The 23343-nt window shown below is 46.7% G+C and carries 19 protein-coding genes and 1 pseudogene; 14 read left to right on the top strand and 6 right to left on the bottom strand.

What is annotated here, in order from left to right:
- Window positions 1–7 precede the first annotated feature (7 nt).
- Window positions 8–1450: a RagB/SusD family nutrient uptake outer membrane protein gene (locus ACMVP2_RS04930; RefSeq protein ID WP_416866940.1), complete on the top strand. Its 1443-nt coding sequence runs from the start codon at window positions 8–10 to the stop codon at window positions 1448–1450.
- A gap of 72 nt (window positions 1451–1522) precedes the next feature.
- Here ACMVP2_RS04930 and ACMVP2_RS04925 read toward each other — a convergent pair.
- Window positions 1523–1696, bottom strand: a pseudogene (locus ACMVP2_RS04925) (hypothetical protein); the annotation flags it as partial.
- 1240 nt (window positions 1697–2936) lie between these two features.
- Here ACMVP2_RS04925 and ACMVP2_RS04920 point away from each other — a divergent pair.
- The 6 genes from ACMVP2_RS04920 (at window position 2937) to ACMVP2_RS04895 (ending at window position 10783) form a co-directional block, all read left to right on the top strand.
- Entirely contained in the window at window positions 2937–3560 is a 624-nt protein-coding gene (locus ACMVP2_RS04920) for a YhcH/YjgK/YiaL family protein (protein WP_416866939.1), read from the top strand.
- Between the two features lie 154 nt (window positions 3561–3714).
- The gene (locus ACMVP2_RS04915; RefSeq protein WP_416866938.1) at window positions 3715–4659 is read left to right on the top strand and encodes a D-2-hydroxyacid dehydrogenase; all 945 of its coding nucleotides are present in this window, start codon (window positions 3715–3717) and stop codon (window positions 4657–4659) included.
- Window positions 4660–4716: 57 nt separating this feature from the next.
- Window positions 4717–5844: a zinc-dependent alcohol dehydrogenase family protein gene (locus ACMVP2_RS04910; RefSeq protein ID WP_416866937.1), complete on the top strand. Its 1128-nt coding sequence runs from the start codon at window positions 4717–4719 to the stop codon at window positions 5842–5844.
- A gap of 43 nt (window positions 5845–5887) precedes the next feature.
- On the top strand, window positions 5888–7333 hold the full coding sequence (locus ACMVP2_RS04905) for an NAD-dependent succinate-semialdehyde dehydrogenase (RefSeq protein WP_416866936.1): 1446 nt from the start codon (window positions 5888–5890) through the stop codon (window positions 7331–7333).
- A 27-nt stretch (window positions 7334–7360) separates the two neighbouring features.
- Window positions 7361–8965: a malate synthase A gene (aceB, locus tag ACMVP2_RS04900; RefSeq protein WP_416866935.1), complete on the top strand. Its 1605-nt coding sequence runs from the start codon at window positions 7361–7363 to the stop codon at window positions 8963–8965.
- Window positions 8966–9085: 120 nt separating this feature from the next.
- Window positions 9086–10783 (top strand): L-lactate permease, encoded by a 1698-nt coding sequence (locus ACMVP2_RS04895; RefSeq protein WP_416866934.1) that lies wholly within the window; start codon window positions 9086–9088, stop codon window positions 10781–10783.
- A gap of 22 nt (window positions 10784–10805) precedes the next feature.
- Here ACMVP2_RS04895 and ACMVP2_RS04890 read toward each other — a convergent pair whose 3' ends face one another.
- Complete coding sequence (locus ACMVP2_RS04890; protein WP_416866933.1) at window positions 10806–13574, bottom strand: putative LPS assembly protein LptD; 2769 nt, start codon at window positions 13572–13574, stop codon at window positions 10806–10808.
- 118 nt (window positions 13575–13692) lie between these two features.
- Here ACMVP2_RS04890 and ACMVP2_RS04885 point away from each other — a divergent pair, with 118 nt between their 5' ends.
- From ACMVP2_RS04885 to ACMVP2_RS04870, 4 genes are all read left to right on the top strand, one after another.
- On the top strand, window positions 13693–14472 hold the full coding sequence (locus tag ACMVP2_RS04885) for an N-acetylmuramoyl-L-alanine amidase family protein (protein WP_416866932.1): 780 nt from the start codon (window positions 13693–13695) through the stop codon (window positions 14470–14472).
- Between the two features lie 10 nt (window positions 14473–14482).
- Window positions 14483–15436 carry an MlaD family protein gene (locus ACMVP2_RS04880; RefSeq protein ID WP_151998009.1) on the top strand — a complete coding sequence of 318 codons (954 nt, stop codon included), beginning with the start codon at window positions 14483–14485 and terminating at the stop codon, window positions 15434–15436.
- 80 nt (window positions 15437–15516) lie between these two features.
- The gene (locus ACMVP2_RS04875; RefSeq protein WP_339795112.1) at window positions 15517–17157 is read left to right on the top strand and encodes an acyl-CoA carboxylase subunit beta; all 1641 of its coding nucleotides are present in this window, start codon (window positions 15517–15519) and stop codon (window positions 17155–17157) included.
- 110 nt (window positions 17158–17267) lie between these two features.
- A complete protein-coding gene (locus ACMVP2_RS04870) occupies window positions 17268–18128 on the top strand; it encodes a transglutaminase-like domain-containing protein (protein WP_416866931.1) in 861 nt (286 codons plus the stop codon).
- 10 nt (window positions 18129–18138) lie between these two features.
- Here the strand turns inward: ACMVP2_RS04870 and ACMVP2_RS04865 are convergent, their stop codons facing one another.
- The 3 genes from ACMVP2_RS04865 to ACMVP2_RS04855 all read right to left on the bottom strand — a co-directional run bounded on the left by ACMVP2_RS04865 (window position 18139) and on the right by ACMVP2_RS04855 (window position 20793).
- On the bottom strand, window positions 18139–19311 hold the full coding sequence (locus tag ACMVP2_RS04865) for an ATP-binding protein (RefSeq protein WP_339792967.1): 1173 nt from the start codon (window positions 19309–19311) through the stop codon (window positions 18139–18141).
- Between the two features lie 202 nt (window positions 19312–19513).
- The gene (locus tag ACMVP2_RS04860) at window positions 19514–20101 is read right to left on the bottom strand and encodes a redoxin domain-containing protein (RefSeq protein WP_339792965.1); all 588 of its coding nucleotides are present in this window, start codon (window positions 20099–20101) and stop codon (window positions 19514–19516) included.
- Window positions 20102–20157: 56 nt separating this feature from the next.
- The gene (locus tag ACMVP2_RS04855) at window positions 20158–20793 is read right to left on the bottom strand and encodes a 4'-phosphopantetheinyl transferase family protein (RefSeq protein ID WP_339792963.1); all 636 of its coding nucleotides are present in this window, start codon (window positions 20791–20793) and stop codon (window positions 20158–20160) included.
- Window positions 20794–20842: 49 nt separating this feature from the next.
- Between ACMVP2_RS04855 and ACMVP2_RS04850 the strand changes: the two genes are divergently transcribed.
- The 3 genes from ACMVP2_RS04850 (at window position 20843) to folB (ending at window position 23038) form a co-directional block, all read left to right on the top strand.
- Window positions 20843–21772, top strand: a complete 930-nt coding sequence (locus tag ACMVP2_RS04850; RefSeq protein ID WP_416866930.1) for a WD40 repeat domain-containing protein — start codon at window positions 20843–20845, stop codon at window positions 21770–21772.
- Between the two features lie 112 nt (window positions 21773–21884).
- A complete protein-coding gene (locus tag ACMVP2_RS04845; RefSeq protein ID WP_339792960.1) occupies window positions 21885–22679 on the top strand; it encodes a DivIVA domain-containing protein in 795 nt (264 codons plus the stop codon).
- Window positions 22679–23038: a dihydroneopterin aldolase gene (gene folB / locus ACMVP2_RS04840; protein ID WP_151998021.1), complete on the top strand. Its 360-nt coding sequence runs from the start codon at window positions 22679–22681 to the stop codon at window positions 23036–23038. The genes ACMVP2_RS04845 and folB overlap by 1 nt, the downstream gene beginning before the upstream one ends.
- Here folB and ACMVP2_RS04835 read toward each other — a convergent pair.
- Window positions 23012–23332: a HesB/IscA family protein gene (locus ACMVP2_RS04835; RefSeq protein ID WP_339792958.1), complete on the bottom strand. Its 321-nt coding sequence runs from the start codon at window positions 23330–23332 to the stop codon at window positions 23012–23014. The two genes, folB and ACMVP2_RS04835, sit on opposite strands and share 27 nt — an antisense overlap.
- Between the last annotated feature and the right edge of the window lie 11 nt (window positions 23333–23343).

Raw genomic sequence — 23343 nt, 5'->3', positions numbered from 1 at the left:
AATAGAAATGAAAAACATAATTAGCATAGTCACATTCGTATCGCTGTTTATGATGTCATGTAACAAGGACTTTATTGACATAGCACCGGTAGATACAGTAAGTATAGATGCTTTATTTAAGACAGATAAAGATTACAATGATGCGGTAATAGGCATTTATGGTTCGTTGCAGGATCAATACCAGGACATGTGGTTGTTTGGTGATATGAGAGGCGACGATTCATGGGATGAGTTGGTTAAGAATACCGCTGCGGCCATGGATAACTTCACTATCAACAATGACGACAATGTGCTGCGTGACACATGGCGCAACTATTACGTAACCATCAGCCGCTGCAACATGTTGCTCGCTAGAATTGAACAGGCCGATCCCGCTGTTGTTAAGAATAAAGACTTGTACATAGGTGAAGCCAGGTTCATTCGTGCCCTTGCTTACTTTGATATGGTAAGAATCTTTGGTGATGTACAAATGATTACCAAGCCTATCACCATTGAGGAGTCGTACACAAAGGGACGTGAAAGTGTCGAAAAGATATACAACGAAGTCATCATTCCCGACTTGCTGGACGCTGAAACGAAGTTGCCAGGCAGCTATTCTGGGTCGGACGTTGGCAGAGCCACTATGGGAGCTGCCAAGTCAATTCTCGGCAAAGTTTACATGACTCGTCACGAATTCGTAAAGGCGGAGGCCAAATTGAAAGAAGTGACGACGATGGGTTATGCACTACTTGAGAACTACAATGACTTATTCGATTACATGCAAGATGAACACCACAGCGAATACATCTTCGATATCGAGTATGAGGAGGGCCTTGGGGGTGAAGGAAACTGCTTCACCACTAACTTTACTCCAAAGAACCCTGAATTGGCTGAGTTTTATGGTGTTACCGGAGGTCAAAATGGGAACAACAATGCGCCTCCCCACTTATTTGAAATTTTTGAACCAGGTGACGTAAGAAAGGATGTTACTGCTGCCAACGGGCATACCGATGCCGACGGTAACTTTATTCCCCTGATTCCCACTTCCAACGACGTGGCTACATTTACCAAAAAGTACATGGTTCGCTTGCTTACCAGTTGCGACAGCCGTGCCAATTGGAAGGTGATTCGCTATGCCGATGTTTTGCTGCTTTATGCAGAAGCACTGAATGAAAATGGCAAAACTGTTGAGGCACTTGGTTACCTTAATCAGGTGAGAAACAGAGGTGGGCTCGACGACTTGACCGGCTTGTCACAAGCTGAAACACGTGATCGGATTTACCTGGAAAGAAGATTTGAGCTTTCGTTTGAAGGCCATCGATGGTTCGACCTGGTTAGGACCGGCCGGGCTCTGGAGGTGATGGCACCACTTGGAATGAAAGACTACATGACAGTTTTCCCCATCCCGCTTGCTCAGATTCAGTTGATGAATGACTTGGAAATTTTCCCTCAGAACACTGGATATAATTGAACAAGCTCATTTTTAAAGCAAATAGTAAGAAACATAAGAAACTACATATCATGAAAAAGAACATTAACGCTTTTAAGGTTGCGATCCTTGGCATGCTTTTGATAGTCTCGGCGGCGTGGATATCGCTGCCAGGCGAAGAACCGTCGGCAGGAAGTGATGAATTGGCGGCCACATCGAAACGATACCTGTATGTGGCCACTCCTGGGATAAGAGACTATCTGGGGTATGGGGGTCATGGAATACTTGTCTTCGATATGGACAATAACCATCGTTTCGTGAAAAGAATACCGATGAAGGGTTTTCACAAAGATGGCACCCCCTCTAATGTAAAGGGCGTAGCGGTAAGCCTGGCCACGAACAGTATCTATGTCAGTACGCTGGAGACCCTGCAAAGGATAGATATTACTTCTGAGAAAGTTGTATGGGAGATACCTTTCGAAGGTGGATGCGACCGAATGTCGATTTCACCGGATGGTAAAACAATGTACCTGCCATCATTGGAAAAAGACTTTTGGAATGTAGTTGACTGTGCGTCAGGTGAAATCAAGAGCAAAATACAGGTTTTCACCCGTGCCCACAATACTATCATTGGCATGTCTGGTACCAAAGCCTATCTGGCAGACATTGGCACTCCTTTTTTGAATATTGCGGACACTAAGACCCATACGCTTGTGAGCAAGGTAGGGCCGTTCGGCGGAGGTATTCGCCCATTCACAGTCAATAGTGATGAGTCGCTTGTGTTTGTTAACGTCAACGAGTTGCTGGGTTTTGAAGTTGGAGACCTGAAAACAGGGGAAAAGTTGGCCAGGGTGACTGTGGAAGGCTGGGAAAAAGGACCAGTCAGGAGACACTCCTGCCCAAGTCATGGTATAGGTCTCACACCTGACGAGAAGGAAATTTGGGTGAGCGACGGACATAACATGCGCATGCATATTTTCGAAAACAAGCCTCCATACAAGCAACTCACTACTATTCCTTTGCAGGACATGCCAGGCTGGGTGACTTTCAGTCTTGATGGTAAGTATGCCTATCCGTCAAGCGGCGAAGTGATCGATGTGAAAACCCGCAAAATTGTGACGTTGCTTACTGACGAGGATAACAACTATGTGGCTAGTGAGAAAATGGTCGAAATTCAATTCGTTGACAACAAAGCGGTGAAAATTGGTGACCAGTTTGGACTGGGTCGTGCTCCTCATTAAACGATTAAGTAGGTAGGTGAAAGCAGGGGGGTATACAGTATCAGCTGATCATAAGCAGTCTGATAAGTGAATGCCGGTCGAATCATAGCTATTGGCAATCATTGCTGTATAACCCCTCCCTTTTTTGTTGGTTCAAACAGCACCCCAAACCTATTCCATGTCGTGCGGCAGTTCATTTGGTTGCCATATGTAAATGGTTTGACATGATTTGTTTTTGACTACAGTGAGCAATGTTGCTCACTACTATAGGTAACGTTTTATTAAGCTAACTCTAAAGTTGTAATGTTATGCATAGTTTTTTTCGCCGTTTGTTATCTGTGGTAACACTATTAATGGCGCTCAGCATGTTTTTTGAGCTGCAGGCGCAATCGGGCAAAACCCTCGGAAAAAAGGAGTCAAAGGAATGGTTCAAAGAGCGTAAATGGCTGAACAACGATAATCTGGTTCCCCATAAGTCCATTGACAAACAAGAGCTGGCCAGGCAGTACAGTTCCCATAAAGATTGGTGGGATAAGGCCTTTGCCTACATGCAGCGAGACGACCTTGCCACCATTGAGCCGGGCAGGTACCCCATTGACGGTGAAAACGTTTTTGTGATTGTCAGCGATGGTCCGACTAAAGAACTCGCCAGGACGAAATATGAGTCGCACAAGGTTTACGCCGACATTCACTATGTTTTTGACGGCAAGGAGAAAATTGGCATAGCCTCAGTGGAAGGATCCACGGTGACTGAACCGTATGATGCTGAAAAGGAAATCATGTTTCATGAAGCCAAAGGCAAATATTACGAGGAGAATCCTGAGACTTTTTTCGTCGTTTTCCCAGGTAAAGATGCCCATCGGCCTGGCGTAAAAGCAGAAGGGTACGATACGGTGAAAAAGATAGTTATTAAAGTCAGGGCTGGTGGCTGATTTCGCCGCAAGAGGTTGGCTGATTTAGTGCGACTGCCGAGTTGACCACGGCTTACGCCGATCCACTTCACGCAAAGTATTTTAATAAGGATATGCAACGCCTAAAATTTAGGTGACTGGGTGAGAATTGTATAAGGTTTAAAAAAAAGCGCCAATGAAGCTGGTTTTTCTTGATACCAAAACGATTGGAGATGTTCCCAATATCAAATCATTGGAGCGTTTCGGTGAGGCCATTTATTATGAAACTACATCTTCGGATCAAACGCTGGAGAGAGTTCGGGAAGCGGATATAATTATCACTAATAAGGTGGTCATCGACAGAAGCACCGTTCACGAAGCCAAAAGATTGAAGCTGATTTGTATTGCTGCCACAGGCACCAACAATGTGGACATAGCAGCGGCTAACGAACTGGGTATTCCCGTGAAAAACGCTGTCGACTATTCTTCAAAAAGCGTAGCTCAAGGGACCTTTGCCATTTTGCTCCAATTAATAAACAAAGTGCCCTACTACGACAATTATGTGAAGTCGGGGGCCTATTCAAAGACGGATATTTTCACGCACTTTGAAAAACCGTTTTGGGAATTAAGCGGAAAAAGGTTCGGTATTATAGGGCTCGGCAGCATTGGATTGCAGGTGGCAAAAATTGCAGAAGCCTTTGGGGCCGAAGTGGTTTACTATTCCGCCTCGGGTCAAAGTTATGAGGCACCCTACCCTCGTCTGGAACTGGAAGAGTTTCTTACGACTGCCGATGTTGTAAGCATACATGCCCCTTTGAACCAGCACACCAGCAACCTCATCAACTACGAAAGGCTTGGTCTTATGAAACGCTCCAGCTTGTTGATTAATGCTGGCAGAGGAGGTATAGTCAATGAAACAGATCTGGTGAGGGGACTCAACGAGGGACTTATTGCCGGGGCTGGTATCGATGTGTTTGCCAGAGAGCCGCTGGACCCTCAAAGCCCACTTTTGTTGGTAAATGAAGAGGAAAAACTGGTGATGACGCCGCATTCCATCTGGGCAAGCATGGAAGCTCGAACACTGCTGATTGATAAAGTGGAGCAAAATATTCAGGAATTTTTGGGAGGAGTTGATAAATGAAAACTGGTGTGCCATTTGAGCCAGCCAGGTAACTTAAATCTAATCAGATAACATACCATGAAAATAAGAGCTGCAGTATTACATGACATGGGCGCAAGCAGACCCTATCATGAAAACAAACCTCTGACCATAGAGGAGGTAGACCTGGCTGGCCCCGAAACGGGTGAAATTCTCGTGAAGATACATGCCGCCGGACTTTGCCATTCTGATTTATCGGTAATGGACGGAAACAGGCCCCGTCAAATGCCCATGGTGCTGGGGCACGAAGCCGCCGGAGAAGTGGTAGAGCTGGGGCCAGGAGTCACTGACCTGGTAGTGGGTGACCATATTGTATTTTCATTTGTGCCCATTTGTGGGCACTGCATGCCTTGCATGACCGCCAGGCCCGCTTTGTGCGAAAACGGCATGGCCGCCAACAACAGCGGTGTTTTGCTGGGTGGAGGCACAAGGCTAACCAACAAGGAAAATGCAAAAGTACATCACCATATGGGAGTGTCAGGTTTTGCGGAATACACTGTTGTGTCGAGGCAGTCGGTAGTGAGAGTAGTGAAAGACCTTCCGTTCGACATAGCCGCCCTATTTGGCTGTGCCGTCATGACGGGTGTAGGCGCAGTCATCAACACAGCCAGGCTATCGATGGGCGAGTCTGTGCTGATCACTGGCATGGGGGGTGTGGGCTTTGCCGCACTGCTGGGCGCACTGGCAGGAGGTGCGAGCAAGGTGATTGTCGCTGACGTCAACAAAGAGAAACTAGCCAAGGCGCTGGAGCTGGGCGCTCATGAAGCCATTGATACTTCGGAGCCAAACGCACTTGAAAAAACAAAAGACCTGACCAATGGCGGCGTTGATATTGGGCTGGAGTTCGCAGGAGTGGTTGCTGCGCTGGAGTTTACTTACAACGCCACTGCGAGAGGTGGAAAAACGGTGACGGCCGGCTTGCCACACCCAAGCAAGAAAATGGAATTTGCTCCTGTGAAACTGGTAGCTGAAGAAAGAACACTACAGGGCTCCTACCTGGGTAGCTGCATTCCAGCGAGAGATATTCCTGCCTATATCGCTTTGTATCAATCCGGCAGGCTGCCAGTGGACAAACTCATGACTCACAAGCTTGCCCTCGATGAGGTGAATGAAGGCTTTGAAAGGCTGGCAAAGGGAGAGGCCATACGCCAGATAATCACTTTCTAACCCGGGCATTCCCAGAGTTGAACTAACTTAAACAGACAAAAAAGTGGACACTAGCAAACTAATAAGAACGGAATCCTACGTAAATGGCCAGTGGGTGCGTGCTGCCAGCGGAAAGACTTTTGATGTGACTAATCCGGCCACAGGCGAAGTACTGGCCAGCGTGACCGACATGGGTCGTGAAGATACACGCAAGGCCATTGAAGCAGCTAACGAAGCATGGCCAGCTTATCGGGATCTCACAGCTAAAGAACGGTCAACGCTGTTGCGCAAATGGTTTAATCTCATTTTGGAAAACAGGAATGAATTAGCCAAACTAATGACCCTCGAATGTGGGAAAGTATTGAACGAAAGCCTCGGAGAGGTGACTTACGGTGCCGGTTTTGTTGAGTGGTTTGCCGAAGAGGCTAAGCGCACATATGGTGATGTGATCCCTGCCAATAGCAACGACAGGAGAATTGTCGTCATCAAGCAATCAATCGGTGTAGCAGCTGCCATCACTCCATGGAATTTTCCGCTCGCTATGATCACAAGAAAAGTTGGACCTGCCCTGGCGGCGGGCAGCCCGGTAGTAGTGAAACCGCCAACGGAGACTCCCCTTACCGCTCTGGCCATTTCTCACCTCGCCGAACTGGCAGGCTTTCCTCCGGGCGTATACAATACGGTTACCACATCGGACAACAGCGAGGTAGGGAAGGAGCTTTGTGAAAACAAAAAAGTGCGAAAGCTGTCATTTACAGGCTCCACTGCCGTAGGCAAGGTGCTCATGAGCCAAAGCGCTTCAACCCTTAAAAAGCTTTCGCTGGAACTCGGTGGCAATGCGGCTTTTATTGTTTTTGACGACGCCGATATTGATGAAGCAGTGAAAGGGGCTATGGCGTCCAAGTTTCGCAACAGCGGCCAGACTTGTGTATGCGTCAACCGGCTTATGGTGCAGGACGGCGTTTACGATGAGTTTGTAGAGAAATTTTCAAAGGCTGTAGCAGCGCTGAAGGTAGGCAATGGCCTGGAAGAAGGCGCTGAAATTGGGCCACTCATCAATGAAAAAGGGCTGGCTAAGGTAAAAAATCATATGGACGACGCCCTGGCCAAAGGAGGTAAAGTAGTAGTAGGGGGCAAGGCATTGGAGGGCTTGTATTTTGAGCCCACCGTCCTTGCCGAAGCCTCTCAGGAGATGATCATTTCCCGGGAGGAGGTGTTTGGCCCGGTAGCTCCTGTGTTCAGGTTCAAAACAGAGGAAGAAGTTATCCAGATCGCCAATGATACCGATTTTGGTCTTGCATCATATTTCTACAGCCGTGATGTTGGCCGGTGCTGGCGGGTAGCTGAAGCCCTGGAAACGGGTATGGTGGGCATTAATGAAGGTATGATATCCACCGAAGTGGCACCTTTCGGCGGAGTGAAACAATCGGGTATTGGCAGAGAAGGATCCAAATACGGCATGGACTACTTTATGGAGATCAAATACCTGTGCTTTGGTGGCCTTAAATAAGTATTAGAAAGTTAAGTAAAGCGGAAAATGAAAACATCAAAAATTGACATACCAGGAGTGAAAATAAACGGAGCGGTGTTGAAAGGCTACGAAGCCATTCTTACCCCCGAAGCAATTGAATTTGTGGTGGCGCTGCACCGAAGCTTTAATAAAAAGAGAAAGCAGCTTTTGCAGGCCAGAGAAGTAAGGCAAAAGGCCATTGATGCTGGCGAGCTGCCCGATTTTCTCGGGAGCACCAAAAAAATCCGTGACGGAAACTGGCAGGTAGCATCCATTCCCGCTGACTTGCAGGACAGACGAACTGAGATTACCGGTCCTGTCGATCGAAAAATGGTAATCAATGCACTCAACTCTGGTGCCAGGGTGTTTATGGCCGACTTTGAAGATGCCAATTCGCCCACGTGGGAAAACTGCATCGATGGCCAGGTCAACCTAAAAGACGCCAACTTGAGGGAAATAGACTTTACGGCACCTAATGGTAAACTTTATGCACTGAAGGAGGAGATTGCCACACTTGTAGTCAGGCCCAGAGGCTGGCACCTGACCGAGAAGCATGTTGAGGTAGACGGTGAGCCTTTGTCTGCATCACTGTTCGACTTTGGCCTCTACTTTTTTCACAATGTTCATGCGCTGCTTGAAAACGGTTCCGGCCCCTATTATTATCTGCCCAAACTGGAAGGTCACCTTGAGGCACGTTTGTGGAACGATGTTTTCGTGAAGGCACAGCAGTTGTTGGGTATTCCTCAGGCGACCATAAAGGTCACCGTGCTGGTGGAAACGATTTTGGCCAGCTTCGAAATGGAGGAAATACTGTATGAACTGAAGGATCATATTGCCGGCATGAATGCAGGTCGATGGGACTACATTTTTAGTACTATAAAAAAATTGAGGCATCATAAAGCATTTATTTTACCCGACCGTGCTCAGATTACCATGGGTGTTCATTTCATGAAATCCTACGCTGAGCTTTTGGTGAAGACCTGTCACAAACGGGGTGCCCATGCTATTGGAGGCATGTCTGCTTTTATTCCGTCAAAGGATGAGGAAGCAAATAACCTTGCGTTCCAAAAGGTGCATCAGGACAAGAAGAATGAAGCCAGCCAGGGCTACGACGGCACCTGGGTGGCGCATCCATTTCTTGTGCCTGCGGCCATGGAGGAGTTTAATGCGGTTTTAAAAACGAAGCCACACCAGAAGAATGTGATGCGTGCCGATGTAACTGTCGGTAGAGACGATCTTTTGAACCTGAATATTGAGGGCGCAAAAATCACTGAAAATGGCTTGCGCCTAAACATAAATGTTGGCATTCTTTACATTGAATCATGGCTTCAGGGCACTGGTGCTGCGGCTTTGTACAACCTGATGGAAGACGCTGCTACAGCCGAAATATCAAGAGCGCAGGTTTGGCAATGGCTGCACAGCGAGGGTGTGTTGCTCGACGACGGAAGGGCTGTCGACATCGAATTGTATGAAACGCTTTTTGAAGCCGAAAAGGCCAATGCGGCGCTGCTTTTGGGCGAAGAACGAGTGGCTACGGGCAAGCTGCAAATAGCCGCCGAGTTGTTCGACAAACTGGTGCGAGAGGAGGACTTTAAAGACTTTCTTACCCTTGATGCCTACCAATTGTTGTGAGCGGCTGGTTAAACACTTTGAATTGATCTATCTTCAAATCAGGCACTTGAATTGAGTATTCAAAGCATGCTTGTGCCTTTTCGGTAAGCCCACTGGGGCGACTTTATAAACACCATACCTATGTCTTTGTCACTACTTTCATTTCTTGCGCTTTTCCCAATCCTGGTCGTTGCTATTATGTTGGCTGGGTTCCGGCTTTCCGCCCGAATTTCGATGCCGATAGGCTTTCTACTTACAGCAATCGTGGCTTTTCTAGCCTGGGATTTCCCACTGGCTAATATTCTGGCCTCTACTATTCAAGGACTGTTCATCACCTTCGATATCTTATATATCATCTTTGGAGCCATTCTGATGCTCACGTTATTGAGCTACTCTGGTGCTATCACAGTCATCCGGCGTGGTTTTTCTGACATCAGCACCGACAGGCGTGTACAGGTAGTGATCATCGTTTGGCTGTTTGGATCGTTCATTGAAGGAGCTGCCGGCTTTGGCACGCCTGCCGCCATTGTGGCACCGCTACTGGTGGCCATGGGTTTTCCATCCATGGCGGCCGTTATGCTTGGTATGATGGTGCAAAGCACTGCTGTTACCTTTGGCGCTGTGGGCACGCCCGTGCTGGTGGGATTAAGAGGAGGCCTGCAGGGTATTGACTTTGAAGGCCAACTATCCGCCGCCAATATTAGTTTCCTCGACTACCTGCACATAGTGACCAGTCAAGTGGTGGTGTTGCACGCCATTGCCGGGGTTTTGATGCCCCTGTTTATGATTTGCATGATGACCCGTTTTTTTGGTGCCAACAAAAGCTGGCGGGAAGGCTTTGCCATGATTCCTTTCGCTATCCTCGGCGGGCTGGCGTTCACTATTCCTTATGTGATCACCGGCTTTGTGCTGGGGCCGGAGTTTCCTTCCCTATTTGGATCCCTCGTTGGCCTTGTTATAGTGGTGGCAGCTGCTAAAAAAGGATTTCTGGTACCGAAGACCGGCTGGGATTTCCCGCCCCGGGAGAGCTGGCCTAAACTATGGCTGGGAAGCCTCGAAGTGCAGCCGGACAACAAACTGGAAAAGGCTCCATTTTCGCTGGCTGTTGCCTGGGCTCCCTATCTGTTGGTGGCAGCGCTTCTGGTACTCAGCCGCCTTCCGCAGCTTCCTTTTAAAGGCATGCTTACCAGCATCGCCGTGAGCTACAACCAAATTCTGGGGACAGATATTTCAGCCAGCAGCACGCCCTTTTACTTGCCTGGCACCATTCTTCTTTTGGCTGGATTTTTAACGGTTTTGTTGCATAAAATGGAGATGGGAAAAGTCAGGCAGGCTTTTTCCGACAGTAGTAAAATGATTTTGGGTGCAGGCTTCGTGTTGATTTTCACCGTGCCTATGGTGAGAATTTATATCAATTCAGGGGTTAATCCTGGGAACATCCCTGGAATGCCTATAGTCATGGCCGAGTGGGTGGCCTCCAATGTCGGAAGTATTTACCCTTTATTTGCCCCTTCCATTGGTGCGCTGGGGGCCTTCATTGCCGGCAGTAATACCGTCAGTAACCTCATGTTCAGTTTCTTCCAGTTTGGAGTGGCTGAGAGGCTGTTGATGCCAGGCACGCTTATGGTGGCACTTCAGGCTGTGGGAGCAGCGGCGGGGAATATGATAGCGATACACAATATTGTGGCTGCATCTGCTACTGTGGGGTTTTTAGGGCAGGAAGGACTTATTTTGAGAAAGACCATCATCCCAACTATCTACTATCTATTGGTAATCGGCGTTTTAGGGCTGCTGGCGATGAACTTTGTAGAAGTTGCCGACCCTTTATTTGGTTCATAGCGAGAATGGCAGCGCTGGTTGCTTAAAACGAATCGAAGAAGCTCCTTTGTTTGCTCAACTTCAAATCTTGCAGAAGTGACGACTTGGCTCTCAAAGTCACTGAGTAGGATGTGAAGCGGCCAAAGGGTGTCCAGTCGACGGACAGCTCCCAGCAGTGGATGTCCCGAATGATGCCGAGCCTGGTTTGCGTTATTTCTTTGTTTTTGAAGTCGTAGCCTGAGCTGAACGTGATCTTGGTGTTTTCGGTAATGGAGGTATTGCCACTCATGGTGAACGACTGCGTTACAACTGGGTCAGCAAACCCTGTTTTCCTAAAGTCCACGTTGTAGCTCAGACGCAGGTCCCAGGGGATATTGAAATCTACATATTGATCAGGGTGCGTTCGGATGTAGTCTTTTTCTTCCTCTGTTCCAAACTCGCTTTCCTTGTCCTTATTCTGCTCTTTTTGTGCCTTTGGGTTAAGACTGGTACTTAACGCAATACTTGCATTGCTTAAATTTCCTATGCCCTGGCCGTGGTTCCATGTGAATTCATCCACTTTCGTTTGGTACACCTTACGTACGCCACCCACATTGGTGGTACTATCGAGCACATACAGGTAAGGATCAAGCGTCATCCTGTAGTTAATGTCCAATTTGTTAAATAGTAGCGTTCTGGTGGTAAAGCCTATTGTGCTTAGGTTGAAGGAGTCGGCCAGCAGGTTGTAGCCGGAGCTGATGGACAGGTTGTCGAGCAGCTTCACTTTTTTAAACTCCTGGGTGCTGTCTTTTCTGTCTCGCACTTTCATCTCAAAGTTGTTGTTAAGCGAAAAGCCGATGCTGCCCGATTTCCCCAGGCCCGGCCCACCAAACACAAACCCGTCGTATTTTGAATACAACTTCGTCCTCCCCAGCGAGTCACTTTGGACATTTTGATAGACACCGAACCTTTCTTCCGAAAAGTCAGGCGAGTAGGACAGGGAGACGGTTGGGGTGATCACGTGGCGAATAGCTTCCACTTTTTCTCCTTTTACGAACACCATACCGTAAAGCCTGGTGGAGAAACCCGTCCCGAAACTATAAGATCCGGCCCGGCTAAAGCCACGAACCGTATCGGTAACCACTTCTTTTTGCTCGTCGTCCCATCGCCTGTTGAGCTCTTTCAGGTACCACCACTCTGTGTAATTAAAACTTGGGCTGACGCTGATGAATTTAAGCACATTAAATGTAGTGGAAACAGGCACCGAATGTCTTCCCCCGTTTTTGGAGTTGCGAAGCATGCCCGGCAGATTGTCGGAGTTGACGGGTAGGTATTGCTCAGACCCATCAATATTGGCATTGTAGTTTGGGTTGGTGTTGTTGAACTCGTTTTTAAGGCTAAAATTGTGTGAAACACTCAACTTATCAAGCACAGAAGCATTTCCAGACGTGATCCAGGCAAGCGGAAAAAACCGGTTGGTGTTCAGTGTAAACTCCGGTGCCGATATGGTCATCGATTTGGTTTGCACGTTCTGGCTTTGCCTGAAGTTGAGCGAGGCATTGAATGGTGTGCCTGTGAACGTTTTGCTCATACTCACACTGGAGTTGAATTGTGAGTTGGTGTTGAACTGCACACTCTGGTAGTTATTTTGGCTATAGGTGGAGCTACCTGCGTTCACTGACGACGAAATCCGGAACGTTCCTTTTGTTTCTGGTGTATGACTCCACCTGATCCAATAGTCTTTGGTCGACAGGCTGTCCTCTTCATTTTCGCCTTTATTCCTGTTGTACGACAGGTTCATATTGCCATTGAAAGCATAACGCTTTTTGTACCGGAAGTCAGACGTTGCACCGTAGCTGCCTTTGGAGAAAACCTGAGCGGTCAGCGCAAGGTCCATATAGTCGTTGATGGCGAAGTAGTAGCCCCCGTCTTTCAAAAAGAAGCCCCTCCGCCGTTCTTCTCCATACTTGGGTACCAGCACACCCGATACTTTCTTTTTTGGCTGCGGAAACATACCAAAAGCAAAACCCAGGGGTGTTGGGATAGACCTGAAATGAAGATTGAAAGGCCCCGAAACGACCTTATTGCCAGGGATCACTTTCAGTTTACTGGAGGCTATGTGAAAGTGGGGATCTTCCAGGTTACAGGTGGTGTATTTGGCATTCCTGATAAAAAGCTCGCTGCTGGCATTCATTTTTACCTTTTCACCGTGCATGTAGGCATCGCCTTGCTGGGTGACAATCCCGTTCACAAGCGCCTTTCTGGTTTTGAAGTTGTAAGTCATGTCCTGAGCATTGTAGCTCTCATCACCCTCGGTGAACACCGGCACACCGACTTTCTTTCCCAATGAATCTGTCGTATAGTTGGCTTTGATGGTATTCGTAGGCCAGTCAATGTCTATTCTACTTCCCTGGAGCTCGATTTTGCCGTAGTTGATTTTCCCTTCACCGTAGAGCATCACTCTTTGGGTATTTACATCCAAAAAGATCGAATCTGCCGCCTCGTATTTAATAGCAGTTTCGATGTCGCTTTTAGGAATTTCTATGGCTACTTTGGCCGAGTCAGTCTTCAATGTGTCTGCCCCTAACTGCTTGTTAACCAGTGAATCGATATCCAGATTTTGAAAGAAATCACTCCCTGGCAAACTCAACGTGTCGCTGCCCAAAAACCGTTGCTCTGGTTTGGGCACCAGGGTATCTCCTTTCAAAATGGGGAGTTGCTCTTCGATGGCTACGCTATCTTGTCCCGATTTCTGGCCTAAATTTTGCCCATGCCCCCATGTGGATATAATGATGCCGATAGCAAGTAGTAAGGCATTTTTTATTGAGAGCATTTAAAATTGGGACAATTAAGAAATGGTTATTTGAAATGAACGACCAGATTTCAGTTTCTGATAAAAATTTTCAATTTTGCGTAAAATTATTTCGTTTAAGGTTAACAACCGAAATGTTGTGAAAAATATTGTCTTATTACTTTCATTTTCACTGCTTCTGGTTGCTGCATCCTATTCCCCTATTGGGGTTCACGACTATCGGGTAAGGAAGGTTGTGATTGATGCCGGACATGGCGGCAAGGATCCTGGAACACACGGAAAGATATCCAAAGAGAAGGATATAGCATTGAAAATAGCCCTGGAATTGGGGCAAACCATCAAGAAATACCTTCCTGATGTAGAAGTCCTCTACTCCAGAAAGGACGATTCCTTTCCTTCTTTGCATGAAAGGGCACAATTTGCCAACAGAAACAACGCCGATCTTTTTATTTCGATCCATTGCAATTGGGTGGCCAACCCAACAGTTCAAGGCACCGAAACCTATGTAATGGGACTTCACAAGAGTGATGCTAACTTTGATGTTGCCAAAAGAGAAAACGCCGTTATCCTTCAGGAAGAAAACTCCGAAGTGTACGAAGGCTTTGATCCCAACTCTCCTGAATCGTATATACTGTTTAGTTTAACCCAAAGCGCTTACCAGCAAAACAGCCTTAGTTTGGCATCAAAAATTGAGCATCAGTTCAAAACAAGGGTGGGTAAACATAGCCGGGGAGTGAAAATGGCTGGTTTTTGGGTGCTTTGGGAGACTTCTATGCCTAGTGTTTTGATTGAAACAGGGTATCTTAGCAATGAGCAGGAAGAAAAAGAGCTCAACGATCCCTTGCAACAATCGTATATAGCTTCTGGCATCTTTCGGGCATTCAGAGATTACAAGGATGAGATTGAGTCAATGAACTAAACCAGACTACGTGAGATTTTCTAAAGAATTTAAAGTAGGCTTATTTACTATTGTATCTGGAGCACTGCTATACTACGGCTTCAATTTTTTGAAGGGAACCGACTTTTTTTCCAATACCAGCAAGTACTATGCACTTTATGAGACCATTGATGGCTTAAAAGTAGCTAACTCGGTCATAGTCAACGGCTACTCTGTTGGAAGGATCAGCAAAATCCGTATCCTGCAGGACAGGGATAATCAGGTTTTGGTGGAAATGACCATCGATGAGGACATCATTTTGACCGACTCTACCCGGGCAAAGCTGTACAATGTCGACTTCCTTGGAAGCAAGGCCATTGAGCTTAGCATCGACGATGTTGGGATGCCTATTGAGGACGGTGACACCCTTATTTCTGAAATCGATAAAGGTATTACCGATTTTCTGAAGGAAAGTGCCGCACCGGTGGCCGACAATTTAGGGATAACCATCAGAAGAATTAATGAAATACTTCTTGGGCTTCAGGGCAGTGGCGAAAAGATCAACAGCACTATTGGCGAGCTTCAGGTGATGGCCCACCAGGTCAATGGCATTATTGGTGAGAACAAGGAAGAACTCAACAATGTCATGATTTCGTTTCAGGAGCTGGCTGCTCAGCTTAGCCAAACCATCAAGCGGATTGACCCAATTTTGGTCAATGCCAATGGAGCGATTGAAAAAGTAAATGCACTGGAGCTGCAGGCCACCCTCGATGAGACGCAGGAGCTTCTTTCACACGTGAATACCACACTCGACATGTTCAATAAAGGAGAGGGTACGGTAGGCCGCCTGCTCAAAGAAGATTCAATCTATTCCAATCTGAACAAAACCATCGAGGACCTTGACAGCCTGGTAGTTCATATCAATGCCTATCCCAAGCATTTCTTCGCTCCACTAGGCAAAAGCAGGAAGAAAATCGAAAAAGACCTGGCGAGGGACAAAAATTGATCCTTTTGAGGTAATTTGGGTTTCATCTGAGCCGATGCGATGGAGGCACGTCAGAATTAGCTATTAACCCAAAAGCTTATATGAATCTGGAATTCAACAAAAATGAAGATGCACTAAGGCTCCTCGTTAGTGAACTCAATCAGAAACTTGCCGAAGTAAAAAAAGGTGGTGGCACTAAAAAAATTGATGCCCAACATGCCAAAGGAAAGCTCACCGCCAGGGAGAGGATACACCAGCTGATCGATGCCGAATCGGAGTTTCTTGAAGTAGGTGCTCTTGTGGGCGACGGCATGTATGAAGAGCATGGCGGTTGCCCGTCCGGAGGTGTTGTCGTTGGCATTGGCTATGTAAGCAAACGCCAGTGTGTGATAGTGGCCAACGATGCCACTGTAAAGGCAGGGGCCTGGTTCCCCATCACTGCCAAAAAGAACCTCCGGGCCCAGGAAATCGCTATTGAAAATAAACTTCCGATCATTTACCTCGTCGACAGTGCCGGTGTTTTTCTGCCCATGCAGGATGAGATATTTCCTGACAAGGAGCACTTCGGGCGGCAGTTCCGCAACAACGCCCTGATGTCGAGCATGGGCATTGTGCAGGTGGCGGCTATTATGGGTAGCTGTGTGGCCGGCGGGGCTTATTTGCCTATCATGTCCGATGAAGCGCTGATTGTGGACGGAACAGGCTCCATTTTTCTTGCTGGCAGCTATTTGGTAAAGGCAGCCGTCGGTGAGGATGTAGACAGCGAAACACTTGGGGGTGCCTCCACCCACTGTGAAATATCTGGAGTCACTGATAATAGGTATCCAAATGACGAAGCGTGTCTCGATGCAGTAAGGAAGATTTTTGACAAGATAGGGGCTCCGGAGAATGCCGGCTTTGACCGGGTAAAAGCTGAACTACCACTTGACGAACAAAAACTCTATGGCCTCTTTCCTGTAGACAGGGTCAAACCCTATGATATGCTGGAAGTGATCAAATGTATGGTGGACAGATCGGAATTTGATGAGTACAAGCCTGAGTACGGAAAGACGCTCATTTGCGGACATGGAAGAGTGAACGGATGGGCGGTGGGGATAGTGGCCAACCAACGGAAGATAGTAAAGGCAAAAAAAGGCTCAGGAGCAGCCTCAGAAATGCAAATGGGTGGGGTGATTTATAGCGATTCGGCAGATAAAGCGGCCCGTTTTATCATGAACTGCAACCAGAGGAAGATACCGCTCGTGTTTCTTCACGATGTGAGCGGGTTCATGGTGGGGAGCCGGGCTGAGCATGGCGGCATCATAAAGGACGGCGCAAAGATGGTCAACGCTGTGGCTAACTCCGTGGTGCCCAAGTTTACTTTCATTCTTGGTAATTCATATGGTGCTGGCAACTATGCCATGTGTGGCAAGGCTTATGACCCGAGGTTGATTTATGCCTGGCCAACGGCCCAGATTGCCGTAATGAGTGGCAGTTCTGCAGCCAAAACGCTCTTGCAAATCAAAGTATCAACCCTCAAAGGGCAGGGAAAGGAAATAACACCGGAGGCTGAGAAGGAACTCCTGGACGAGATTACAGACAGTTACAATAAAAAGTTAAGCCCATACTATGCGGCGTCGCAGCTATGGGTGGATGGGATCATTGATCCGTCCGAGACCAGGAAAATTATTTCCATGGGGATTGAAGCGGCCAATCATGCCCCTATTACCAGGCCATTCAACGTGGGAATTATTCAAACATAACAGGCGTTAAGGGGCATGCATTAATTTGAAACTCTCTTTTGATTCTTGTTTTTTTGAGGCATTTTGACGAGGTATTTCTCCATTAACAGAACTAAAGTTATTCAGTATAAATGGGTGTAGAGGTGATCAATGAGGGAGAGCTAAAAGCGTTGGTGTCGTTGCTTGACGACGATGACACTGAGGTTAGCACTCATGTGGAGGGGAAAATAATGTCGCTAGGCACGACAATTATTCCGTTTTTGGAGGGCGAATGGGAAAAAAGCTTCAATCCAACTGTTCAGCGAAGGCTGGAGGACATGATCCATACGCTACAGTTCGATCTTTTGCAGGAGCGATTGAAGGCGTGGATGGATGAGAGAGAAGACAACCTGCTTGAAGGCTTGTGGTTGATTGCGACCTACCAATACCCCGATCTGGAGTTCAGCAAGCTGGTAAGAGACTTTGAGCAGCTTTTTGTGGACGTTTGGACTGAGCACAACCCTGAGTTGAGTCCGTTTGATCAGGTGAAGATGTTGAACAGTGCCATCTTCGGAAAACTGAAGTTTAGTGCCAATACCAAGCATTTTCATTCACCTGCCAACTCAATGATCAATACGGTACTTGAGTCGAGAAAAGGCAACCCCATCTCATTGTGCGTGGTTTACATGCTGATAGCGCAGAAACTCGATATGCCTGTGAAAGGCGTGAACCTCCCCAATCTGTTTATACTTACTTACAAAACAGAGAAGCTTCAGTTTTATATCAATGTATTCAACAAAGGGCTGGTGTTCAGCAAAGAAGATATCAACAATTACATTGAGCATCTGCACCTCGTTCCTCAGGAATCTTATTATCAGCCGTGCGCTAACCTCGAAATCATAAGGCGCATCATGAGAAACCTGATCGTTTCTTTCGACAAGCTGGGCGACTACCATCGCACCGACGAAATAAAGATACTCTTGAAGGTATTGGGTGATGAAGAGATTTATTGACGGCCTTTTGTTATTGGAGTAATTGCATAGCATTACCTACTGGTATTGCTATTACACCATTGCCGATAGAGTATTCTTCAGTACCAGGGTAAACCACAAAACGTTCTACGGCCCTGACATCTTCACAGGCGTGATAAAATCCCTTCGAAAGTACTGGGGTCAAAGATTTTTTGATTTCGATGGCGAAGTTACCTCCTCCTGGCTTTTCAATAATGAGGTCAATTTCTGCTCCTGCTGATGTTCTGTAAAACCATGGTGTACTACCTAACTTCAAATTCGACAACATGTTTTCCATAACAAAGCCTTCCCAGCTTAGTCCTGCAATGGTGTGACCCAATAAATCATCCATAGTTATCAGGTTAAGAAGAGAGTGAGTAAGCCCGCTGTCCCGGATATAAACTTTGGGTGATTTGACAAGCCTTTTGCCTACGTTTCCAGCCCATGGTCGTAAAGTTCTGATGAGAAGTAAGTCTTCAAGGAGATCAAGGTAGCGCTTGATAGAGGTGACGGAGGTGTCAAGCCCGGTTGCCAAAGTTGACATGTTGACTTGAGAGCCTTGCGAGTGCGCAAGCATTGTCCAAAGCCTTCGTAAGGTGGTGGCGGGAATTCTGGAACCAAGCTGAGGAATGTCTCTTTCCAGATAGGTGGAAATGAAATTGGAACGCCACCGAAAGCTGGATTGATCTGATGGGGCAGTGTAGCTATCAGGAAATCCGCCTCTTAACCACAACCGATTGATATTGTCGGTCTTGTGGTTATAAGTTTCGTTAATGGAAAGTCCGGTCAACTCAGTAAAAGCAATCCGTCCTGCTAATGATTCAGAAGATTGTTTTAAAAGATCCAGAGAGGCAGACCCGAGAATTAGAAATTGCCCCGATGTATAACCTTCACGTTTACGGTGATCGATAACTCCTCGCAGAATTGAGAATAACTCTGGCGCTCTTTGTATCTCATCGAGGATGATCAGCTTGCCTTTGTGAAGTTCGAAGTATTGTTCTGGCTCATGCAGCTTCGAGAGATCTGACGGAAGCTCGAGGTCTAGGTAGACGGATTTGGATTTCATTGTTTTTGCAATAGCGTCGGCGAGCGTTGTTTTGCCTACCTGCCTTGGCCCAAGTATCGCAACTGCAGGAAATTCTGTTAGCAGTGTCTGTATTTGTCTTTGAATCTCTCTCGGAATCATCCTTGCAATTTTAACATTTAATGTTAAAATTGCAAGGATGATTCTTTGCCTGCAACGCAGCTTTTAAGGAGAATTTTTCTATTTCTGACAAAACACACTCTGTCAATTCGATAAACTGAGCCTTTAAGCACTATCTGCTGGGCGACTACCACCGCACCGACGAAATAAAGATACTCTTGAAGGTATTGGGTGATGAAGAGATTTATTGACGGCTCTTAATCATACAACCAGTAGGTCTAGTCACCTTTTTGGCAACTGCTTTCCCGGCAGCCAGGGCTCTTGCCGCATTGGCCAGATAAGTCTCCGTTACTTCCTCTTCCGACATCGGGTTGTCGTCGAATGCTCCCTGATAAACCAATTCATAATTGCTTCCTGAAGCTTTGATCAGGAACACCTCCGGTGTTTTTTGGGCGTTGAACATTTTCACGCACTGCTGCTGTTTGTCGGCCAGGTAGGGAAAAGGGTAGCTTTTTCCTTTCATCTTTTCCACTGCATCATCGGGGCTTAGAATGCCGTCGTTGGGGTTGACCAACACTGTGTGAATACCGAGTCCCTTGAGCTCTGCTGCCAGCGTCACTATTCGCTTTTCGTAGAGCTTGGCATAAGGGCAGTGTTCGCTCGTAAAAAACACGACAATACCTTTAGCTCCGGACAAGCTCGAAAAACTAAAGGACTTTCCTGACGAAACGTCCTGCAGGTTGATATCGCCTGAGATAGTTTGGCTATAAACCGGCGCAGTAGTTTGAAGTAAGCAGGCAATTAAAAAAAATACACAAGCAGTCTTTTTCAATTCTAATATTCTTTTAAGAAGATAAAATATAAAATATTTTATATAAATATAGCTATTTATCGGGTATATACCACCCAGTTTTCTTTCATTCGAAAGAAATCGAGAGATATTTTTTTAATGCTACCATTAATATTGGCCTTAGACAATACCTTTTTTTTGGTATTTTCTATGCTCTCTATTGTTATGTCGTCCTTCAGCGACAAACCGCTTCTGCCATTCATTTTGAAAATAGCTTCTTTGGCGGCCCAAATGAGGCATAGCTGATCAAGGTTGTTTCCTTCTACCAAAGATGTTTCGTCATCATTCATGTATTTACTGCTTGCTCTCACAAGCTGCTCTCTGGGTCTTTCAATATCTATGCCAACAGGCTTTTTGAGATGGATACAGCTTACAGCATACGGATAGGCATGCGACCATGAAAGGAAAAACTCGTCTCCCTTCGGATGCGGCTTACCGTGGAAGTCTTTATAAACTCCGTGAAACGGAATATTGATAGCCCCGGCAAGGTGCTCTGTCGCAAAACGGCAGGAGAGGTACTCCAGTCTTTTGATGGGGTGGATGGTTCCTTCCTGCGCATTATCGATCCAGTGGGTTCTGTGAAGACGCTCTTCAAATTCCTCATACGACTCGGTGATTTCCCAAATCGCCAGAATCTCGTCCTCACTAATACGTTTCGTCAGAACCACTGGCATCTTTTGTATGTTTGTAATCCGTTGATCGAAACTAAATAGAGAAAGTGCAATGTCAAAAGTGGAGGTGAAAAAATTGGCTGCCATTACCGGGCACAAGGACTGTATTTATACGTTAGCCCGGGGAGGCACCAGCCAGCTGTTCTACTCCGCCGCCGGCGATGGTATGGTGGCCAGCTGGGATTTGGAGGCACCGGAAAATGGCCGACTGGTAGCCAAGCTGGACAATTCAATTTATGCCCTTTGTTACATCCATGAGGCTGGTTTTTTGGTGGCTGGACATAATTACGACGGCATCCATTTCATTGACACTGCCAAAGGCAAAGAAAAGGCTTCCCTGAAGTTGACCGACGCTGCAATATTCGATATTCAGTACTACAGGGATTTGTTATTTGTGGCCACGGGAAGCGGTGAGGTGATTGTGATTGACTGGCCAAATGTGAAAATTGTCCGCAGGCTTAAATTCAGCGACAAAAGCGCCAGAACGATTGCCGTGAACCCGGTAGACAGGCACCTGGCAGTGGGTTATAGCGACGCTGCCATAAGAGTGTTCGATCTTCAAACTTATGATTTGGTCAATACCATTGACTCTCATACCAATTCTGTGTTCTCTGTTTGCTACTCACCTGACTTCAAGTGGCTGCTAAGCGGGGGTAGGGATGCACATTTGAAGGTGTGGGATGTGGAGAAGGACTATGTGGCTTATGAGTCTATCGTTGCCCATATGTATGCCATCAATCATATTGTTTACAACCCTTCGGGCAGCCATTTTGTAACGTGCAGCATGGATAAAAGTATCAAGGTGTGGGACGCCTCAACACTTCAACTGCTAAAAGTGATCGACAAATCACGCCATGCCGGGCACGGCACTTCGGTGAATAAAATGCTGTGGACTTCTTACAATGACCAGCTAGTTTCTGCCAGCGACGACAGGTCAATATCGGTGTGGGATTTGAATTTCAACCCCTCCCACTTTGAATGACAATAGATTTTACCTACCTTTCTGCCCTATTTTAGCTCACCTGCAACTTCATTTTCGGTTTATTAGTTAACCCCTTGGCGATACCGCCGTCGAAAGGAAGATATACTATCAGATGAAAATTACTCCGTTAGAAATAAGACAAAAGTCTTTTGAAAAGGCTTTTAGAGGCCTCGACAAAGATGAAGTGAATGCATTTTTGCTCACACTTTCTCAAGAGTGGGAGAGGATGCAAGATGAGCACAAGGAGTTGCGCTATAAGCTGGAGGCCGCCGAAAAAGAAGTTGCCAAGCTCCGTGAGGTTGAAAGCTCGCTGTTCAAAACCCTCAAAACTGCTGATGATACTGCTGCTAACCTTATTGAGCAGGCCAGTAAAGCAGCCGAACTTCATATGAAGGAGACGCAAATGAAGGCGGAGGCGTTGATGAGCGAGGCGAAAAATAAAGCCCGTGCGATGATTGAGAGGGCTGAAGATCATTCGAGAGAAATCATTGAAGATTTGCACGAGGAAGTGAAAACCCTGGAGCAAACTTATAAGTCTATTGAGAACCATCGTGACAATTTGATCAATAGCCTGAGGATGTCGTCCAGCGATATCATGGAAAAGGTGGATCGTATCGAGAAGAACAGAAGCGGAAAAACCTTTGATGAACAATTGAAAAAGGTAAAGGCACTTTCCCGTGTGAAAAAAGAGATTTTTTCGGATGAGGATGTGAAGCTTGAGTCGCCTACCGAGGTCACAAAACTTTCCGTGGAGGCCGGGGTAAAGCCAGCTCAAAAAACTCCCGCAAAAGAAGAAGTCAAAGCGAAGGCCGTCACCGAATCCAGAAAGGTGATCAAGGTTGCAGGTGAGGAGTACAGCCTGGAGGAAATCAGTTCGACGGGCTCATTTTTTGATGAGCTGAATTGATGCAGGGAAAAATTGCACTGAAAGGACTGATGTTTCACTCTTTTCATGGCGTTCATAGCTTTGAACGTGAAAGAGGCAATGATTTTCGCATTGACCTGGTTTTCCAAACAGACATTTCCAAAGCCGCATTGTCAGATAAGCTGGCCGACACACTCGACTATGAGGAGGTGTATCAGATAGTGGCTGAGATCATGGAAGTTCCGGTTAACTTACTAGAGCACCTGGCTTACAAAATATCAGAGAAACTTTTTGAAGAATACACTGAGGTGAAGATACTTGACATAACCGTGGCTAAGATATTGCCGCCGTTGGAGGGCAGGTGTGAGGAGTCGTCAGTGAGCCTGGTCAGGCACCGGTAGGTCGGGATTGACAAAGGAAAAACCACGGGCATCAGCGCCATCGTAAAAATCTACCTCCAAACCGATGAGGTACATGGTGTGCTTTTTCTCAATAAACACGGAAATTCCCGCTATGGAGTACTCAATGTCTCCCTCTTTTTTCTTGTCGAAACCAAGCATGTAGGAAACACCTGCACAGCCGGCTCCTCTGATGCCAATACGCAGGCCATAGCCTTCCGGGATCTTCTTTTTGGCAATGATCTCTTTGATCTCCCCCAGCGCTTTCTCGCTAATGCTTACAGGGTGTATATTCATCTGTATTCGCT

Origin of the sequence: Imperialibacter sp., assembly GCF_048007035.1 — a bacterium.
Taxonomy (GTDB): domain Bacteria; phylum Bacteroidota; class Bacteroidia; order Cytophagales; family Cyclobacteriaceae; genus Imperialibacter.
The sequence above is the reverse complement of the archived record's forward strand: the minus strand, read 5'-3'. Positions and strand labels throughout refer to the sequence as shown.

Coding starts and splice junctions, on each gene's coding strand:
- ACMVP2_RS04930 (WP_416866940.1), top strand. CDS start 8: ATGAAAAACATAATTAGCATAGTCACATTCGTATCGCTGTTTATGATG.
- ACMVP2_RS04920 (WP_416866939.1), top strand. CDS start 2,937: ATGCATAGTTTTTTTCGCCGTTTGTTATCTGTGGTAACACTATTAATG.
- ACMVP2_RS04915 (WP_416866938.1), top strand. CDS start 3,715: ATGAAGCTGGTTTTTCTTGATACCAAAACGATTGGAGATGTTCCCAAT.
- ACMVP2_RS04910 (WP_416866937.1), top strand. CDS start 4,717: ATGAAAATAAGAGCTGCAGTATTACATGACATGGGCGCAAGCAGACCC.
- aceB (WP_416866935.1), top strand. CDS start 7,361: ATGAAAACATCAAAAATTGACATACCAGGAGTGAAAATAAACGGAGCG.
- ACMVP2_RS04895 (WP_416866934.1), top strand. CDS start 9,086: ATGTCTTTGTCACTACTTTCATTTCTTGCGCTTTTCCCAATCCTGGTC.
- ACMVP2_RS04890 (WP_416866933.1), bottom strand. CDS start 13,574: ATGCTCTCAATAAAAAATGCCTTACTACTTGCTATCGGCATCATTATA.
- ACMVP2_RS04875 (WP_339795112.1), top strand. CDS start 15,517: ATGAATCTGGAATTCAACAAAAATGAAGATGCACTAAGGCTCCTCGTT.
- ACMVP2_RS04870 (WP_416866931.1), top strand. CDS start 17,268: ATGGGTGTAGAGGTGATCAATGAGGGAGAGCTAAAAGCGTTGGTGTCG.
- ACMVP2_RS04865 (WP_339792967.1), bottom strand. CDS start 19,311: ATGATTCCGAGAGAGATTCAAAGACAAATACAGACACTGCTAACAGAA.
- ACMVP2_RS04855 (WP_339792963.1), bottom strand. CDS start 20,793: ATGCCAGTGGTTCTGACGAAACGTATTAGTGAGGACGAGATTCTGGCG.
- ACMVP2_RS04850 (WP_416866930.1), top strand. CDS start 20,843: ATGTCAAAAGTGGAGGTGAAAAAATTGGCTGCCATTACCGGGCACAAG.
- ACMVP2_RS04845 (WP_339792960.1), top strand. CDS start 21,885: ATGAAAATTACTCCGTTAGAAATAAGACAAAAGTCTTTTGAAAAGGCT.
- folB (WP_151998021.1), top strand. CDS start 22,679: ATGCAGGGAAAAATTGCACTGAAAGGACTGATGTTTCACTCTTTTCAT.
- ACMVP2_RS04835 (WP_339792958.1), bottom strand. CDS start 23,332: ATGAATATACACCCTGTAAGCATTAGCGAGAAAGCGCTGGGGGAGATC.